This is a genomic window from Rhodococcus sp. IEGM 1302 (genome assembly GCF_030056935.1).
Taxonomy (GTDB): Bacteria; Actinomycetota; Actinomycetes; order Mycobacteriales; family Mycobacteriaceae; genus Rhodococcus_F; species Rhodococcus_F qingshengii.
In genome coordinates, this window is the sequence record NZ_JASHKY010000001.1 from 108,845 (window position 1) to 125,818 (window position 16,974).

Sequence of the window (16,974 nt, forward strand, 5' to 3'; positions counted from 1 at the left end):
CTACATGGATTTCGGACGATAGTGATTCACGCCTCACATTGCATCCCTTGGTGATGCCCGACGCGAGAATCAGGGAGAACCGTGGATCAACACCCAGGTCAAGACACCAATCCGCCTGAATACAACACCAAACAGGCACGCAAGGCCGGAATCACGGCGTTTGTCGGAACGACCATCGAATGGTTCGACTTCTACATCTACGGAACCGCATCCGCCTTGGTGCTCGGCCCGCTGTTCTTCCCGGATGCGTCGCCGGCGGTGGGGACACTCGCAGCCTTCGCGACTTTTGCCGTGGGATTCGTGGCTCGTCCGGTCGGCGGAGTGGTGTTCGGTCATTTCGGAGACAAGTTCGGTCGCAAGAACGCCGTGATCATCACCCTCGCGCTCATGGGCTTGGGAACTGTCGGTGTCGGCCTCCTCCCTACGTACTCCCAGATCGGGATCTGGGCGCCGATACTGCTTGTGGCACTGCGTGTTCTCCAGGGCATCGCCATGGGCGGCGAATGGGGTGGCGCCGTATTGATCGCCACCGAGTTCGCTCCCCCGAAGAAAAAGGTGCTCTACGGCGCGTTTGCGCAGCAGGGTTCACCGGTCGGCAACCTGCTCGCGACGCTGGCCTTCCTCGGCCTGACGTTGATGTCGGATTCCGTGTTCGAGTCGTGGGGTTGGCGTCTGCCGTTCCTCGGATCCGCAGCTTTGGTGATCGTCGCTCTCTACATCCGTCTGCACATCTCCGAGACGCCCGAGATGAAGAAGGCTGTTGCGGCACAGGAGCCTACACGGATGCCGCTGGTCGAAGTGTTGCGGTCGCATCCCGTCGAACTTGCCCTCGGCGTCGGCGCTGTGGTTGCCGGTGTTGCCATCACGTACGTCAAGACAACCTTTGCGCTCTCCTGGGCGACAACGGATCTCGGCTTCGAGCGTAGTGACTTCCTCCTCGTGATCACCGTGGCACTGGTAGCCCAGGCGCTCGTACAGCCTTTCGGCGCTGTGCTGGCCACGCGGATCGATCCGTCGAAAGCGGTCCGTTGGATGCTGCTTCCGGAGATCGTGCTCCTACCACTGATGTTCGTGCTGGTTCAGACGGGCTCCGTGCCCTTGGCGATTCTGGGGATGGTCCTCGCGACGGCGCCTCACGCAATGTATTACGCCGCGTTGGCCGGCATCCTGGCGCAGGTTTTCCCCACCAATGTTCGGTATACCGGCATCTCTCTGTCGTACCAATTGTCGACCGCCATTTTTGCCGGAACGGCCCCGATGGTCAGCCAGTATCTGCTGACGCGAACCAACTCGATCTGGCCGGTCGTAGCTCTAGGGCTCGTGTATGTCGTTCTCTCCCTTGTCTGTATGACTGCATTGTTGCGCAGGAGTGCGCTGCACGGGCAAGGGCTGGAGTCGACGAGCTCCTCGAACATGACCGATGCTTTCACCCTGAAAGGCGTTGACCACTGATGAACTTTGCACACACCGACCCCGCTCTGACAGCGGTAGTGGACAGATGGACCGCCGGGGCGGACCGAGAGACGTTGAACGGATTGCTCGACCGACTGGGCCGAGATGCAGCCGGCCGTTTGTCCGAGCTTGCCGACATCGCAGACAAGAACCCGCCGGTGCTGCAGCAATTCGACAAGGCCGGTGACCGCGTCGACCGGATTTCCTATCACCCGGCCTACCTGGAACTGTGCCGGGCGGCGTACAACGAGTACGGCCTGTCCGCCATGTCGCACCGAAAAGGGTTGCACGGATGGGACTCCGTGCATCCGCCACTCGCGAAGTACCTCGCGTCGTACATCTTCGTGCAGGCAGAGTTCGGGCTGGCCTGCCCGGTGTCGATGACAGATGCTGCTGCGCGGACCCTGCGTATGTTCGGTGATCCGGCCGTGTTCTCGCCCTGGATCGACGCGTTGACGTCGACGGACCCCGAGCAGGCGAAGACGGGTGCGATGTTCATGACCGAGATTCAGGCAGGCACCGACATCGCCTGCACCGAAACACGCGCCGAGCGCGACGGTGACGGATGGGTTCTGACGGGCAAGAAGTGGTTCGCCTCCAACCCGGATGCCGATGTGATCATCACCCTCGCAAGATTCCCGGGCGGACAGGATGGTTCGACGCGTGGAGTCGGAATGTTCATGGTGCCCAAGACCTTGGGATCCGGCGAGCGCAACAACCTCACGATCGATCGTCTCAAGGACAAGCTGGGTACGCGTTCAATGCCGAGCGGCGAGGTGACGCTGAACCGCGCGCACGCACTCCAGGTCGGTGAACTCGATCGAGGGTTCCGCCAGATGGCGGAGATGGTCAACACGTCTCGCCTCTCCAATGCGATGCGTTCGAGCGCTCTCATGCGCCGAGCAGTCCGTGAAGCCGTCGAACATTCGAAGAGCCGAGTCGTGTTCGGTAAGAGGATCTTCGACCAGCCGCTGATGCGTGCGACACTTCTCCCCCTTGCGCTCGATGCCGAGGCTTCGCTGGCTCTCGTCGCCTACAGCGCACAGTGTCTTCAGGCTGCAGACGGAGGGGACGAACAGGCGCGCGCGCTGATCAGGGTACTGACGCCGATCGCCAAACACTTTGTCTGCAAACGCGCGCGGGTGGTCACCGGCGAGGCAATGGAGGTCCGCGGAGGAAACGGCTACATCGAGGAATGGGTCAACGCGCGGCTCGTCCGGGACGCTCACCTCGGATCGATCTGGGAAGGGTCGAGCAATGTCATTGCGCTGGACGTACTTCGGTGCCTGCGCAAATTCGGCTCGCACCGCACCGTCGCGGGAGCGATGACGGACATCCTGTCCACGGTCGGACCGGACTGCGAAGCTGGGTCCGGAGTTCTGTTGCGGCGCTGGGAGGAACTGGTCGATGAAGGAGATCGTCTGATCTCCGGATCTGACGATGCCGCGCAGGCTGCGAGTGCAAGGTACTCCGACGAGTTGGCTCGTACCGTCATGGCGACCCTGCTCTTCGACCTTGCAGACCACGGCATCCGACACGGTAATGGGTACCGGTCACTGCTGGTGGCGAATTCCTACCTGGCCGGTCTTGTGGGGAAGGTGCCGTCGGCTGCACTCGGCAATCTCGACGTGATCACCGACGGCGGTGACGTCGAGCTGGATGATGCACGTGACGTCGTAGCCGAGTTCCTCTCCGTAGCAGGGGTTCACCAGTGAATTCTCCAACAGGCCCCACACCCTTGGCTGGTGTCCGCGTGCTCGATCTGTCGAAGATCCTTGCCGGGCCGTACGCAACCATGTCGCTTGCCGATCTCGGAGCCGACGTCACCAAGATCGAACACCCTGAAGGCGGCGACCCCACGCGTTCGTGGGGGCCTCCCTTCGTCGGCGTAGATGCCGCCTACTACCTCGCGATCAACCGCGGCAAGAAGTCGGTCACGATCGACCTCAAGTCCACCGAAGGACAGGAGATCATCCACCGCATGCTCGAAGAGACCGATGTGGTCGTGGAGAACTTCAAGCCGGGCAGCGGATTACAGAAGATCTTCGACTACCAGGCACTGTCCGAGCGATACCCGCATCTGATCACCCTGCACATCTCTGCCTTCGGTGAAGAAGGACCGCTGCGCGACGAACCGGGGTACGACATGATCGCGCAGGCCGCGGGTGGGCTCATGTCGCTCACCGGTGAACCGGGTGGTGCTCCGATGAAATCCGGGTTTGCGTTGGGAGACTTGGGCGCAGCGCTTTTCGGACTGGTCGGTGTCCTGGCTGCATTGGTCGAGCGAGGCCGGACCGGGCGCGGACAGTACGTGACCACGTCGCTGTACGAGTGCCAACTCGCGATGCACGTGAACTGGGCGACCAGTTACTTCGCCACCGGTGAGCGCCCGACTGCGTTGGGCTCCGGTCATCCGAATCTTGCTCCGTATCAAGCATTTCCTGCCAGCGACGGGTACTTCGTCGTCGCTGTCGGCAACGACGCGATGTGGGCGTCGCTGGCCGAGGCCATCGGAAGGAGTGAACTGGTCACCGATTCGCGTTTTGCCCACAACCGCGACAGAGTGGAGAACCGCGAGAGTCTGGAACGAGAACTCACCAGCGCCTTCGCATCGGAGACCGTCGAACACTGGTGCGCTCTTCTCGCCCAACGCGCCCTACCGGTCTCACCGATCCGGCATCTCGACGAGATCTACTCCGATCCCCACACCGCCGCGCTCGGCATGGTCGGAACCGTCGACCATCCGACGCTCGGACCGTTGAAGCAAGTGGCCTTTCCGGTCAACTTCTCCGGCCAGAGGCCACGTCTGACGTCGGCGCCGCCCGTTCTCGGCGCCGACAACGACGAAGTCCTTGGTACCGCTCAGGCCAGCCCGCTCAACGCAGGCGGCGTGTTGTCGTCGCGCCAACCGATGGCCTCGGCAAGCGTCGTGAGGTCGTAGTCCGGTCCGCTGACGCCGACGGTGAAGAGTGAGACACCGTCGGCGACCAGGTCGGCTGCATTTTCGAGCCCAGGCCACGGAACCGAGTGCTCTACTTCCAGCGGGTTCCGGCCCACGTCGGCGCAGTGGTCGGAGAGGATGTCTGACTTGCGCAGGTGTGTCTCACGGTCGCCGAAGCTGTGCCAGACGTCGGCGTACTCGGCGACCAAGCGCAGGGTCTTCTTCTCGCCGCCACCGCCGATGAGGACCGGGATGTTGCGCGTCGGCGGCGGGTTGCCCTTCGCCAGGCGGCCCGTGATGCGGGGGAGGTATTCGCCCAGCAGTTTCAGCCGTGAACCGGGAGTGCCGAAGTCGTATCCGAACTGGTCGTAGTCCTTCTCGAACCAGCCGGCACCGATACCGAGGATCAGGCGCCCGCCGCTGATGTGGTCGACGGTTCGCGCCATGTCGGCGAGTAGATCCGGATTGCGGTAGCCACCACCGGTGACCAGGGCGCCGATCTCGACGCGTTCGGTTTGCTCGGCCCAGGCGCCGAGCATGGTCCAGCATTCGAAGTGGGCGCCGTCGGGATCGCCGGTCAACGGGTAGAAGTGGTCCCAGTTGAAGACGATGTCCACCCCGGCGTCCTCGGACCGCAAGACGGCGTCGCGTATCAACCCGTAATCGGGTGCGTGCTGGGGTTGGAGTTGAACACCGATGCGTACCGGACGAGTCATGCCACGCTCCTGACGAGAGGAATGGTTGTCTTCTCCCATCATGGCCGGGTGTGCGCGGTACCGCTACCGCCGCCGTCGGTGACGGGTTTGCCCGATCTTGTGCCCACCCCTTTTCGAGCGAACGGTACTTTCGGAGCCTTAGATCGACTGAACGTGCCGTTCGCTCAGAAAGGGGGCAGGCAAAAAAGGCGGCAGTCAACAGGGGGGCGGGTAAAAACAGGGGTGGTCTGCCCACAGCAGACAGGCGGGGCCGCGGCACTGCCGCGCCGGTAGGAATGGATTCATGACTACTGAAGCGCCCACCGATACCGGCTACCGTGACCTGTTGACAGACAGGCTCTTCCGACAGCGAACCATTCTGCTCACCGGCGAGGTCAACGACGCCATGGCCGAACGTGTGTGTTCGGAACTGGTGCTCCTCGCCACCACCGACCCCAAGCGCGACGTCGTGCTCTACATCAATTCACCTGGCGGATCGGTGTTTGCCGGTCTGGCCATCTACGACACTATGAAGCTCATCCCCAACGACGTCGTGACGGTCGCGATGGGCTTCGCCGCCAGCATGGGCCAGGTGCTCCTCTGCTCCGGCACCCACGGCAAGCGAATCAGCCTGGCGCACAGCCGCATCATGATGCACCAACCTTCGGCGGGTATCGGTGGCACTGCGGTGGACATTGCGATCCAGGCCGAGAGCCTCGAGCTGATGAAGCGTCAATCGCAGGAAATCCTCGCCGCCGAAACGGGCCGGACCGTCGAAGAGATCGAGACCGACAGCGATCGGGATCGCTGGTTCACCGCCGAGCAGGCGCGCGAGTACGGAATCGTCGACCGCGTCGTGACGTCCTTCGCCGAGATAGCACCGCAAGCCACCTTCCCCAAGATCGGATTGTGACGTCATGTCCCAGTACACGATTCCCAGTGTCATCGAGCGAACACCAACGGGTGAGCGATCTTTCGACATCTTCAGCAGGCTGCTCAACGAACGCATCGTCTTTCTCGGCACAGAGATCGACGACGGCGTCGCCAACGTCGTGATGGCTCAGATGCTGCATCTGCAAGCCGACAACCCGGATCGCGAAATCGGTTTGTACATAAACTCTCCCGGCGGTTCCACCACGGCGATGCTCGCGATCTACGACACCATGCAGTTCTTGAAGCCGACGATTTCGACGTACTGCATGGGTCAAGCGGCTTCGGCTGCTGCGGTGCTTCTCGCCGCCGGCACTTCGGGCCATCGGCATGTTCTCGCCCATTCGCGGGTGCTGCTGCATCAACCGTCGACGCAAGGTAGCGGCACCATCTCGGACCTCGCACTTCAAGCAGCCGAGATCCTGAGAATCCGGGAGCAGACCGAGGCGATTCTGAGTAAGCACACCGGTCAGAGCGTCGAGCGATTGCGTAAGGACACCGATCGCGACAGGATCTTCACTGCCGACGACGCAATTTCCTACGGGCTGGCCGACACCCTCATCGAAGGGAACTGACTAGGCCGCCATCAGGACGGGACCCGAGATCGGTGAGGGAGAGTGCCCGAAGGTGAGGGAGTTGAGTGCAACGATCCTGTTGCCCGCTCGGAACAGTAGATGCTCGAGCGGCATCCCGAGCGCTTCGCAGATTGCGCGCAGAATTTCCGACGACGGTTCCTTCTTGCCCCGTTCGATCTCGGAGAGGTATTGCTTCGACATCCCGACCTTTGCGGCTACGTCGTCGAGAGTTCGGTCCTGATCGCGTCGAACCTCCCGCAGCACTCGTCCGTAGGCTTCACGAATCAGTGGGGGTTTGCGCACGGCAACAGCCGGATCGGGGAGTTCCGACTCACCCTTGACCAGGACCAGTCTGCGCGGCGCATCCATAGGCCGAGTATTCCAGCCGACCGGTACGGACACTACCGGGTTCGCCGAGGGCTGACATCTAGTCCGTTCGAACACCACCGGCAAGGAACATCGCTCGAAGAACGAAGGCCGCCTCGGGCCCGATGATCTCGCCGACAAGGCTCGTGTAGCGGTCGACGAACTCGGGCCCGTGGGAAGCCTCGTCGGAGGCGGGGTCGCCGAGGTGGTGCGCAAGTTCGTGCAAGACAACGAATTCGCGTAGCGCCCACCGGCCGTCACGGTCGTCCGGGACGGCGATGACGTCGTTCGAGTAGTGAGCGGCGGCATTGCCGCCGCGGGAGCGTACGGACACCGGAATGGTTGCGCGAGTCCAGGTCTCCCGTACCCAATTCAGCCCGAGTAGCTGATCGCAGTACGCCTGGACCGACTCCACGGAACCGAATTTGCGCTCGACCGGCAAGGTGATGGTGGAACCCATGACTTCGACGCTCCGAAGTCCACGCTGGTCGGCGCGATCGAACATGGTGCGCACCAACGTCTCTGCCTCGTAGACGGCGCTCCGCTGCGTATCCCTCACGAGTCCAGCTGCCCGCGCACCCCGCCGATCTCCGGAAGGTTCCCCAGACGTGCGGAGCGCGCCGCCCGATCACCCGCTCGTCGAGCATGTGAGGAATGCCCGGCGCTTGCGCGGCCGCCGCCCCGCCACGTCCCACGCGCTTTGGAGTTGGACGAGTAGTAGTCCTTCAGCTCGATTTCCTTGTTACGCAGCACGAGTGCGGTTTCGGAAGACGACGTGGCAGATTCTGCGATCGCAGTCTTCTCCGTCTCCTGCTTCGTCTCGGCCAACCGAGCGCCGATGCGGGACGCGTACGCCATCTGGAAGTTCAGGCGCGCCGTCACTCCGGCGACCGGCTTGCGGACCTGCGTGCTGACGCGTCGTCGTCCACGAGTTTCGACGACGGTCCGCACGGACGTTTCGCCGCGGTACGCCCCGGAACGCACGTACGCGTCGGAGTCACGCACCATCTGGAAGAGCAGGCTCGAATACAGGGCCTCGCACACGTCGATGTCGCCGGCGAAGCCGTAGGCGTAGATTACGGCCGACGTCTGCGCGATGTCGCATTGCACGTCGTTGGCAGCGGCGATGGCGATGAACAACTGGGCGTACGTTCGCAGTCCGCGCTTGCCCGGTTCGCCGATGGTGATGAGCCGTTGAGTGGGCGTCGCACGCTTTTCCGAAGACGCGGTGTGCGCACGCGCGACCGCCAGGTCGATCGCGGAACTGGTGGCCAACCGCTGAGCGGCAGCCATGAAGGCTTCACCTTCGTGTGGATTGTCGGTGGACTCCGCTTGGCGAAGCAGCGCACCGATGCGGGTCAGCATCTTCTCCGAACTCACCGTGAAAGACTACGCTCGCGCGCCGACACGGACGTTTATGCTGCTAGCGCACACGCTCACCCTCGACTTGGATCGTCCGGCACGTTCCTGCCGGTAGAAGGGATCAACCCCGTCATGGCTTCAGTGACTTTCGAGAGCACCACCTGCCTGTTCCCCGGATCGAACACTCCGGCAGTGGACAAGCTCGACCTCGAGATCGAGGACGGCGAGTTCCTCGTCCTCGTCGGACCCTCCGGCTGCGGAAAGTCGACCACCCTGCGCATGCTCGCCGGGCTCGAAGATGTCCACAGCGGACGGATCCTCATCGGCGACCGCGACGTCACCGGTCAGGAGCCGAAAGAGCGCGACATCGCGATGGTCTTCCAGAACTACGCGCTGTACCCGCACATGTCGGTGGCCGAGAACATGGGTTTTGCGCTCAAGCTCGCCGGAACCAACAAGACGGAGATCCGCGCCCGCGTCGAAGAGGTCGCGAAGATGCTCGATCTCGAGCCGTACCTCGATCGCAAGCCCAAAGCGCTGTCCGGTGGACAGCGTCAGCGAGTGGCGATGGGCCGCGCCATCGTCCGCCAGCCGCAGGTCTTCCTGATGGACGAGCCGCTCTCGAACCTCGACGCGAAACTCCGTGTGCAGACACGTACGCAGATCGCTCAGCTGCAACGACGCCTCGCGACGACGATGGTTTACGTGACCCACGACCAGGTCGAGGCCATGACGATGGGTGACCGCGTCGCCGTCCTCGAAAAGGGAATCCTGCAGCAGTGCGCCTCGCCGCGCGAGCTGTACAACAAGCCGAAGAACGTCTTCGTCGCCGGCTTCATGGGTTCGCCCGCGATGAACCTGTTCACCCTCCCCGTCGTCGACGGCGGCGTCGCATTCGGTGACGGGATCGTTCCGGTTCCGCGCGAGACGATGAACGGTGTCGTCGAAACCGAGGTTGTTCTGGGTATTCGCCCCGAGCACCTCGAGATCGCCGCCGAAGGCCTGCCGATGGAGGTCGACGTCGTCGAGGAACTGGGCTCGGACGCCTACGTCTACGGCCGGACCACGATCGGCGGACGGTTGCAGCAGATCGTTTCGCGTGGTGACTGGCGCAATCCGCCGCAGAAGGGCGAGCGCGTCAACCTGCGCGTCGACCCTGAGAAGGTGCACATTTTTGCCACCACCGACGGGCGTCGCCTGGGTTAGGTGGACCTGTCAAACGACACATGACCGATTCAGGTTCGGCGTAATACCCACAAGTAGGGGTGTCTCGTGCCACAGTAGGGGCCGATGCCGGGAGCCGGCACTCATGGCGCATGCCGTGAGCAGGCTCTCGGTGACCGTCTATTTGTCATACACATACGGGGAGCGAATCCATGGTTCTGAACTCGAAGGCGATGCGCCGCGCTGCAATTGCAGCCACGGCAGCGTCCATGCTGGTACTGGCAGGCTGTTCGTCCGATTCGGACAAGGACAGCGGAACCAGCACCACGGCCGCATCCGGGGGATCGTCCTCGAGCGAAGGCCGCGGACCCATCACGATCGTCGAGGGGCAGGATGCCCTGAACGAGGCGCTCGAAAACATCATCTCCGACTGGAATGCGGAGCATCCGGACGAGAAGGTCACGCTCAAGCCGCTGGCGAAGGAAGCCAACGCGCAGGTCGACGACATCACCCAGCGCATGCAGGCCAAGAGCGACGAGTACGACCTCATCGGCGTCGACGTCGTCAACACCGCTCAGTTCGCCGCAAACGGTTGGCTGCTGCCGCTCGAGGGTGACCTCGCGATCGACGAGTCCGGCCTCCTGCCGTCGACCGTCGCTTCGGGCACCTACAACGGCAAGCTCTACGCAGCGCCGAAGAACACCAACGCCGCATTCCTGTACTACCGCAAGGACCTCGTCGAGAAGGCTCCCACCACGTGGGCCGAGCTCAAGGAAAACTGCCCGAAGGCTGTCGAAGCCGGCATCTCCTGCTACATCGGTCAGTTCAAGAACTACGAGGGCCTGACGGTCAACACCACCGAGATCACCAACGCCTTCGACGGCCCGTGGGTCGGCCCGGACGGGCTCACCCCTGCCATCGACGACAAGACGAAGGCAGGCGTTCAGTCGATCGTCGACAACTTCGCCGACAACACGATCCCGCAGGAAGCGCTGACCTACTCCGAGGGCGAGTCGCAGACCGCGTTCGGCGACGGCAAGGCACTCTTCATGCGCACGTGGTCCGGCTTCTCGGTCGACGGTGAGAAGACCTCGGTTGCCGGCAAGTACGGCTACACCGTTCTTCCGGGTGTCGACGGACCGGGCGCTTCGACCGTCGGCGGCTACAACGTCGGCATCAGCGCGTACTCGGACGCACCCGCCACGGCTCGTGACTTCCTCGAGTTCATGCAGACCAAGAAGTCGCAGACGTACTTCACCGAGGTCGGCGGCGCACCCGTCCTCTCGGCTGTCTACGACGATCCGGCAGTGCTCGCTCAGTTCCCGTACTTCGCGACCCTGAAGGAAGCACTCGCCACCGCTCAGCCGCGCCCCGTCACGCCGTACTACACGCAGGTGTCGAAGTCGATCTCCGACAACACCTACGCTGCTATTCGCGGCGAGAAGACCGTCGAGCAGGCTTTGGCGGACACCAAGGCCGGCATCGAAACCGCCGGTAACTGATCTACCAGGAGCAATAAGCAATGGCAGAACCGCAGGATCCTTCCGCGGCTGTGCCTACCAACCCCACGGTCGGGGCCGGTTCAACCGGTCCCGACCGTTCGGGCGTTGGTGGGAGACACCGTGCACCGGAACCGCTAGAAGAGCCGTCGGCATCCGAGGCAGCAGGGACATCCCTGACCAAGGTTCTGCCTGACCTTGCAGCTACTCCACCCCCGCCGACCTCGCCCCCGCCTGCGTCGGCGGACAAGCCGAAGAAGCGTCGACGAGTTCCGGTGTGGGCGTTCGTCGCACCGTCGCTGATCGTTCTCGCCGTCATCATTCTGTATCCGCTCGGACGAGCGATCTGGATGTCGATGCACAGCGACGGCAAGAAGCTCGATCCCGAGACCGGCATGTTCGTCACCGGTCAGTTCACGTGGTTCGACAACTACAAGAACTGGATCACCCAGTCCTGCAACACCGCCAACGGCTCGATTCCCTGCCCGCCCGGCACACTCGGATCGCAGTTCTGGCAGTCGATCGGAAATACGTTCGGCTTCACCGTCGTCACCGTCCTGCTCGAGACGGTGATCGGTCTGTCGATGGCGTTGATCATGGCCAAGACGTTCCGCGGACGCGGTTTGCTCCGCGCTTCCGTGCTGATTCCCTGGGCCATCCCCACCGCCGTCACCGCGAAGCTCTGGTTCTTCATCTTCGCCAACGACGGCATTGCCAACAAGATCCTCGGCACCAACATCCTGTGGACGGCGGACCCCTGGCCGGCGCGATTCGCGATCGTCGTCGCCGACGTCTGGAAGACCGCGCCGTTCATGGCGTTGCTGATCCTCGCGGGTCTTCAGATGATTCCCGCCGACGTCTACGAGGCCGCCAAGGTCGACGGTGCGACGGCGTGGCAGCGGTTCCGCATGATCACGCTTCCGCTGGTCAAGCCCGCACTCATGGTGGCGGTGCTCTTCCGCACGATGGACGCGCTGCGGATGTACGACCTGCCCGCGATCATGATGGGATCCAACCCGGCCACCTCGACCATCTCGGTTCTGGTGGTCGATCAGATGCGCGTCGGCGCCAATTCGGCGTCGGCACTGTCCACCATCACGTTCCTCATCATCTTCGCTGTGGCCTTCATCCTGGTCCGATTCCTCGGAGCCAATGCGGTCAGCACGCAGGAAAAGCAGCGGAAGGGGGAGCCGGTATGAACAAGGCACTACGCGGCAAGATCGGCACCTACATCGGCGTCGTACTGATCATCGTGTGGGGACTCGCGCCCTGCTACTGGATGATCGTGACGGCGCTGCGCGACCCGGCGGACACGTTCTCGACGTCGCTGTGGCCCACCAATCTCACGCTCTCCAACTTCACCGCGGCGCTCGATCCCGATGCCAAGGTGAACTTCACCCGTGCACTGATGAACAGCCTCATCATCGCGGGCGCGACCACGCTGATCGCCTTGGTCATCGGCGTGTTCACGGCGTACGCGCTCTCGCGTTTCGATTTCCGTGGCAAATACTTCGTCACCGGAATCATCCTCGGCGCGTCCATGTTTCCGGTCGTCGCCCTCGTGACCCCGCTGTTCCAGTTGTTCACCGACATCGGCTGGATCGGCAGCTACAAAGCGCTGATCATCCCGAACATCTCGTTCGTGCTGCCGCTGACGGTCTACACGCTGACGTCGTTCTTCTCCGAACTTCCGTGGGAGCTCGAAGAAGCGGCGCGTATCGACGGCGCCACCCGTGGCCAGGCTTTCCGCCTGATCATGCTGCCGCTCGCCGCGCCGGCCCTGTTCACCACCGCGATTTTGGCTTTCATCGCAACGGTCAACGAGTACCTGCTTTCGCTGCAACTCTCGAGTGACAAAACCGCGCCCGTCACGGTGGCGATGGCCAAATTCTCCGGAACCGACCCATTCGTCACGCCGTACACCTCGATCATGGCCGGCGGAACCCTTGTGATGATCCCGCTGGTCATCATGGTTCTCATCTTCCAGCGACGCATCATCGCCGGTCTGACCGCAGGCGGCGTCAAGTCGTGATGCGCGCCTGCGCGCGGTTTCGATGAGGCGGGCTTCGCGCGCCCAGCGCATGGAGCTGATCGCCGGCTTCATCTCGGTCTTCGCCCTCATGGCGTTGATCGGCGCTGTGGTCGCGATCGCCAAGGGCGACCCCGGCGTGACGCCGTCATTGGTGCTGCTCGGTTGCGTCGTCGCTCTCGGGCTGGCGTTCCGCGGATATCGGAACGCGGTCCGAGCAGAACGTCGCGAGTAGCCAGCCCGGTAGGGTGACATTTCGGTATCGCAGTTGCCGGGAGTTATCTGATCGAGATATCACCCTGGTGGAATGGTGCCGGTAAGTCCGGATCCACGACCGGGAGTGTTGAGTGAGTCCATCGAACAGATCGAGTGCGACGGGTGGCGATCAGTCGTCGGCTCGATCGGGCAAGTCGGCTAATTCGCCCCGGTCGAACAAGTCGGCCAAGCCCGCGAAAAAGCAGCGCTCGAAGTGGCGGTACGTCCGGCGGACCATCTACGTTCTCGTGCTCCTGATGGTCATCGTGCCCGCGTCGGTTTTTGCTGTCGCGTACAGCCGGACCGACGTCCCGCGCCCCTCTGACATGCAGACCAATCAGGTGTCCACCATCTACATGGCCGACGGCACGACCGTGCTCGGCAAGGTAGTGCCGGCGGAGGGAAACCGCACCGAGGTCGCGTTGTCGGCCATCCCGATTCACGTCCGCGATTCGGTGCTCTCGGCGGAGGATCGTAACTTCTACACCAACCCCGGATTCTCGATCTCCGGATTTGCTCGCGCTGCCCGCGACAACGTGATGGGCAAGGAAAGCGCCGGCGGTGGTTCGACGATCACTCAGCAATACGTGAAGAACGTCTTGGTCGGTGACAAGCGCAGTATCGACAGGAAGCTGCGTGAGCTCGTCATCTCCGCCAAGATGGCGCGCGAATGGTCCAAGGACGACATTCTTGCCGCGTATCTCAACACCATCTACTTCGGTCGCGGTGCGTACGGCATCGCCGCCGCGTCGAACGCGTACTTCGACAAGCCGGTCAGTGAGCTGAGTGTCGAGGAAGGCGCAGTTCTCGCGTCCGTCATCCAGAGCCCGTCGTTCCTGGACCCCGAGACCAATCTGTCCGCGCTGCAAGCGCGCTGGGACTACGTTCTCAACGGCATGGTGGAACTGGGCAGCCTGACCAAGACGGATCGCGACGCGATGCAGTTCCCGGTCGTCGCCCCCGCGAATCGGCCGACCGATCTGAACCAGGCGCCAGGACCCGAAGGCCACATCAAGACCCAGGTACTCAAGGAACTGGCCGAGGCCGGTATCAGCGATCAGACGCTGAACACCGCTGGTCTGCAGATCACGACGACCATCGACCCGGTTGCGCAGGAAGCTGCGCTGAACGCCGTCAGGCGGAATCTCGAGGGCGAGCCGGAAGACCTGCGGACCGCAGTAGTGTCCATCGACCCCAAGACCGGTGGCGTCGACGCCTATTACGGCGGTGACGACGGAGCCGGCTTCGACTACGCCCAGGCGCCGCTGCAGACCGGTTCAGCGTTCAAGGTCTTCGGTCTGGTCGCAGCATTGATGGAAGACATTCCGCTGTCCGCACGGTTCGACAGTTCACCGCTCACGATCAACGGCGTGACCATCGGAAACGTCGGCGGCGAATCCTGTGGTCGATGCACCATCGCCGAGGCACTCAAGCGTTCGCTGAACACCAGCTTCTACCGGTTGATGCTCTCGATGGAGAACGGTCCCCAGAAGATCGCCGACGCCGCCCACCTGGCCGGCATCCCCGAGCACATTCCCGGACTCGACTACCCGACGCTCACACAGGAGGGTGGTCCGCCGGAGAACGGAATCGTGCTCGGCCAGTATCAGTCTCGCGTTATCGACATGGCGTCCGCTTACGCGACGCTCGCCAATTCCGGTGTGTACCAGCAGCCGCACTTCATCCAGAAGGTCGTGACGGCCGAAGGTGAAGTCCTGCTCGATCGCCCGGTCTCTCCCGGTGAGCGTCGTCTCGATGCTGCCGTTGCCGACAACGTCACGCAGGCAATGCTCCCGATCGCGTCGTACTCGAACGGTCACGCGCTTGCCGGTGGACGCCCGTCTGCAGCCAAGACCGGTACCGCGCAGTTGGGTGACACGGGCCAGAACAAGGATGCGTGGATGGTCGGTTACACGCCGTCGCTGTCCACCGCGGTGTGGATCGGAACTTCCGACGCGCAGGCCATCACCAACTCCTACGGTGGTTTGATCTACGGCTCCGGAGTGCCTGCGGACATCTGGAAGAGCACGATGGACGGCGCGCTGAAGGGATCCGACTGGGAGAGCTTCCCGTGGCCGGACCCCATCGGCGGGCAGGCCGGCGTTCCCGCGAACTCCGGCGTGACCTCGGGGGACGGGACGGGCACGCCCACGACGGGCGCGGTCGCTCCCCCGGCGCCCATCGAGGTGCCCGGCCTACCGCCGATCGAAGTACCGCCGCTCCCCCAGTTGCCGCGTCAGATCGAGATCCTGCCGGGCATCGTCATCCCACTACCGGGCTGACAAGCAGCGCTCGATTTCCGGTTCTCAGGCCTGATCGTCGAAGAGACCGAGTTGGGTGGGCGCTGCATCCTTGGCGGGCAGTACGACGACGCGCAGTCCGCGCCTGAGGTTGCGGATCGCGTGCGTCCACGCGCGCTTCTCACCCGCACACAGGTCGGTGTCGTCGTCCTTGCGGCGGATGGACTCGGTCAACGCCTCGTGCCAGGCAGTCTCCTGCTCCTGGCTGATCCGCAGGTAGTCGAGAATGGTGTCGCGGTCGTGCTCACAGATCACGGCAACCTCTTCGGCGCTGAGCTCGCCCGTTCCGTCTGCGTCGAGTTCGAGGAGCGCCATGAGAGCCGGCGGAAATTCGTGGCACTCGTGTGACTCGTATTCGGCACCGGGATCTTCGTGCTCGGAGGCCATGCCGTCGTTGAAGGCGGTGTCTCCGGTTGCGCGGATGGGTTGCCCGCCCAGTTCTTCGGCGAGTTCGTCGGATGCTTCGGCCAGTTCGGCGAACGAGCGCAGAGCCCGCAGCAGGTGCTCGGCGACGAAGGGTGCGCCGTCCACGCGGACCACGCCCAGCACACTCTGCTCGACGAGAATGAGCTTGATGGTCGGCCATTGCCGATTGAGCTGAGCAAGAATTACAGCAGCGTTCTCGAGGTTCTCCACCGAATGCACGACCCGCGAGAACACCTCTACGTACTCGTCGTCCTCGAGGACACGAACATAGGTGACCTGCTCACCGCGGACCAGCGGGATGTCGCCGTCGTCGTCACGCTTGGGCGGATGACCGAGAAGGCGCTCGACGGCCCCGTCGACCAGGATCCGCAGCATGTCGCCCGAACCCGAGGGAGCGTGAGACGGCGTCGTGGCGAACGCCGGCGTCGACTCGCGCCCACTGGTGCTGGCACGCAGGAACGACGGGTGCGCAATGCTCCACATTTCACGGAAGACGCGCAACACCTTTGTCACCAGTTCCTCGGGACGAGCGCGGTCGACGTCGATGTAGAAGGACATGGACCCATTGCCCTCGGGTTCGTGCTCGCACAGATCGGGAGCGTTGAACCCCATGTCGAGCAGCGCTGAATGGTCTTCCGGTTCGAGCATCCGCAGTGGATGCAGAAACCTGTTGGAAGGAACTTCACAGCGCACGGAGGTCTGGTTCCATGCGAAGAACTGGATGCACGCGGGCGCGTCGGCCAGTTCGTCCATGCTGTCGTAATGCGACTCCACCACGAGGGTGTCGTCGTCCTCCATCACGGAGATGTAGCGAGCGAGATGAGTCTCGAAAGTAGTCCAGGCACTCAGGATTTCCAGATCGAAAGTATTGTCCGACATCGTCGCTCCTCTGGTCCGGGGGCGCATGGGGCCCTACCGACGACTCGCCGAAACCCCTGCTTTTCAAACCCCGCCTACGACGTTAGTCGTGGGGTCCGACA

Annotated in this window: 16 protein-coding genes; 11 read left to right on the forward strand and 5 right to left on the reverse strand. The window is 63.1% G+C overall.

What is annotated here, in order from left to right:
* Window positions 1–81 precede the first annotated feature (81 nt).
* From QM609_RS00495 to QM609_RS00505, 3 genes are read left to right on the forward strand one after another with little or no spacing between them, the layout of a single operon-like run.
* Window positions 82–1,452 carry an MFS transporter gene (locus QM609_RS00495; RefSeq protein ID WP_050655942.1) on the forward strand — a complete coding sequence of 457 codons (1,371 nt, stop codon included), beginning with the start codon at window positions 82–84 and terminating at the stop codon, window positions 1,450–1,452.
* Window positions 1,452–3,167, forward strand: a complete 1,716-nt coding sequence (locus QM609_RS00500; protein ID WP_050655943.1) for an acyl-CoA dehydrogenase family protein — start codon at window positions 1,452–1,454, stop codon at window positions 3,165–3,167. The genes QM609_RS00495 and QM609_RS00500 overlap by 1 nt, the downstream gene beginning before the upstream one ends.
* Complete coding sequence (locus QM609_RS00505) at window positions 3,164–4,393, forward strand: CaiB/BaiF CoA transferase family protein (RefSeq protein ID WP_050655944.1); 1,230 nt, start codon at window positions 3,164–3,166, stop codon at window positions 4,391–4,393. The genes QM609_RS00500 and QM609_RS00505 overlap by 4 nt, the downstream gene beginning before the upstream one ends.
* Here the strand turns inward: QM609_RS00505 and QM609_RS00510 are convergent.
* The gene (locus tag QM609_RS00510) at window positions 4,315–5,109 is read right to left on the reverse strand and encodes an LLM class F420-dependent oxidoreductase (RefSeq protein ID WP_030537640.1); all 795 of its coding nucleotides are present in this window, start codon (window positions 5,107–5,109) and stop codon (window positions 4,315–4,317) included. The two genes, QM609_RS00505 and QM609_RS00510, sit on opposite strands and share 79 nt — an antisense overlap.
* 283 nt (window positions 5,110–5,392) lie before the next feature.
* On the opposite strand from QM609_RS00510, the gene QM609_RS00515 reads away from it, so the two are divergent.
* The gene (locus QM609_RS00515; protein ID WP_007735229.1) at window positions 5,393–6,001 is read left to right on the forward strand and encodes a ClpP family protease; all 609 of its coding nucleotides are present in this window, start codon (window positions 5,393–5,395) and stop codon (window positions 5,999–6,001) included.
* A gap of 4 nt (window positions 6,002–6,005) precedes the next feature.
* Complete coding sequence (locus QM609_RS00520) at window positions 6,006–6,593, forward strand: ATP-dependent Clp protease proteolytic subunit (protein WP_050655945.1); 588 nt, start codon at window positions 6,006–6,008, stop codon at window positions 6,591–6,593.
* On the opposite strand, the gene QM609_RS00525 is transcribed toward QM609_RS00520, so the two are convergent.
* Genes QM609_RS00525 through QM609_RS00535 form a run of 3 tightly spaced genes read right to left on the reverse strand, consistent with a single transcriptional unit; the run spans window position 6,594 to window position 8,339 of the window.
* On the reverse strand, window positions 6,594–6,962 hold the full coding sequence (locus tag QM609_RS00525; RefSeq protein WP_042450622.1) for a helix-turn-helix domain-containing protein: 369 nt from the start codon (window positions 6,960–6,962) through the stop codon (window positions 6,594–6,596).
* 58 nt (window positions 6,963–7,020) lie between these two features.
* Entirely contained in the window at window positions 7,021–7,518 is a 498-nt protein-coding gene (locus QM609_RS00530) for a TIGR04338 family metallohydrolase (protein ID WP_042450620.1), read from the reverse strand.
* Window positions 7,515–8,339 carry a DUF2786 domain-containing protein gene (locus QM609_RS00535; protein WP_030537724.1) on the reverse strand — a complete coding sequence of 275 codons (825 nt, stop codon included), beginning with the start codon at window positions 8,337–8,339 and terminating at the stop codon, window positions 7,515–7,517. Before QM609_RS00535 ends, QM609_RS00530 begins: the two co-directional genes overlap by 4 nt.
* A gap of 114 nt (window positions 8,340–8,453) precedes the next feature.
* Between QM609_RS00535 and QM609_RS00540 the strand changes: the two genes are divergently transcribed.
* The 6 genes from QM609_RS00540 to QM609_RS00565 all read left to right on the forward strand — a co-directional run bounded on the left by QM609_RS00540 (window position 8,454) and on the right by QM609_RS00565 (window position 15,550).
* Window positions 8,454–9,527, forward strand: coding sequence for an ABC transporter ATP-binding protein (locus tag QM609_RS00540; protein ID WP_003946073.1), 1,074 nt, complete (start codon window positions 8,454–8,456; stop codon window positions 9,525–9,527).
* Window positions 9,528–9,697: 170 nt separating this feature from the next.
* Window positions 9,698–10,987 (forward strand): ABC transporter substrate-binding protein, encoded by a 1,290-nt coding sequence (locus QM609_RS00545; RefSeq protein ID WP_007735225.1) that lies wholly within the window; start codon window positions 9,698–9,700, stop codon window positions 10,985–10,987.
* A gap of 20 nt (window positions 10,988–11,007) precedes the next feature.
* Window positions 11,008–12,183 (forward strand): carbohydrate ABC transporter permease, encoded by a 1,176-nt coding sequence (locus QM609_RS00550; protein ID WP_007735224.1) that lies wholly within the window; start codon window positions 11,008–11,010, stop codon window positions 12,181–12,183.
* Window positions 12,180–13,016: a carbohydrate ABC transporter permease gene (locus QM609_RS00555; RefSeq protein ID WP_019746113.1), complete on the forward strand. Its 837-nt coding sequence runs from the start codon at window positions 12,180–12,182 to the stop codon at window positions 13,014–13,016. Before QM609_RS00550 ends, QM609_RS00555 begins: the two co-directional genes overlap by 4 nt.
* Window positions 13,017–13,038: 22 nt before the next feature.
* Window positions 13,039–13,248, forward strand: coding sequence for a hypothetical protein (locus QM609_RS00560; RefSeq protein ID WP_050655946.1), 210 nt, complete (start codon window positions 13,039–13,041; stop codon window positions 13,246–13,248).
* 112 nt (window positions 13,249–13,360) lie between these two features.
* Window positions 13,361–15,550, forward strand: coding sequence for a transglycosylase domain-containing protein (locus tag QM609_RS00565; protein ID WP_050655947.1), 2,190 nt, complete (start codon window positions 13,361–13,363; stop codon window positions 15,548–15,550).
* A gap of 24 nt (window positions 15,551–15,574) precedes the next feature.
* On the opposite strand, the gene QM609_RS00570 is transcribed toward QM609_RS00565, so the two are convergent.
* Window positions 15,575–16,873 carry a T3SS (YopN, CesT) and YbjN peptide-binding chaperone 1 gene (locus tag QM609_RS00570; RefSeq protein WP_003946055.1) on the reverse strand — a complete coding sequence of 433 codons (1,299 nt, stop codon included), beginning with the start codon at window positions 16,871–16,873 and terminating at the stop codon, window positions 15,575–15,577.
* Between the last annotated feature and the right edge of the window lie 101 nt (window positions 16,874–16,974).

Coding starts and splice junctions, on each gene's coding strand:
- QM609_RS00500 (WP_050655943.1), top strand. CDS start 1,452: ATGAACTTTGCACACACCGACCCCGCTCTGACAGCGGTAGTGGACAGA.
- QM609_RS00510 (WP_030537640.1), bottom strand. CDS start 5,109: ATGACTCGTCCGGTACGCATCGGTGTTCAACTCCAACCCCAGCACGCA.
- QM609_RS00515 (WP_007735229.1), top strand. CDS start 5,393: ATGACTACTGAAGCGCCCACCGATACCGGCTACCGTGACCTGTTGACA.
- QM609_RS00520 (WP_050655945.1), top strand. CDS start 6,006: ATGTCCCAGTACACGATTCCCAGTGTCATCGAGCGAACACCAACGGGT.
- QM609_RS00525 (WP_042450622.1), bottom strand. CDS start 6,962: ATGGATGCGCCGCGCAGACTGGTCCTGGTCAAGGGTGAGTCGGAACTC.
- QM609_RS00540 (WP_003946073.1), top strand. CDS start 8,454: ATGGCTTCAGTGACTTTCGAGAGCACCACCTGCCTGTTCCCCGGATCG.
- QM609_RS00545 (WP_007735225.1), top strand. CDS start 9,698: ATGGTTCTGAACTCGAAGGCGATGCGCCGCGCTGCAATTGCAGCCACG.
- QM609_RS00550 (WP_007735224.1), top strand. CDS start 11,008: ATGGCAGAACCGCAGGATCCTTCCGCGGCTGTGCCTACCAACCCCACG.
- QM609_RS00555 (WP_019746113.1), top strand. CDS start 12,180: ATGAACAAGGCACTACGCGGCAAGATCGGCACCTACATCGGCGTCGTA.
- QM609_RS00560 (WP_050655946.1), top strand. CDS start 13,039: ATGAGGCGGGCTTCGCGCGCCCAGCGCATGGAGCTGATCGCCGGCTTC.
- QM609_RS00570 (WP_003946055.1), bottom strand. CDS start 16,873: ATGTCGGACAATACTTTCGATCTGGAAATCCTGAGTGCCTGGACTACT.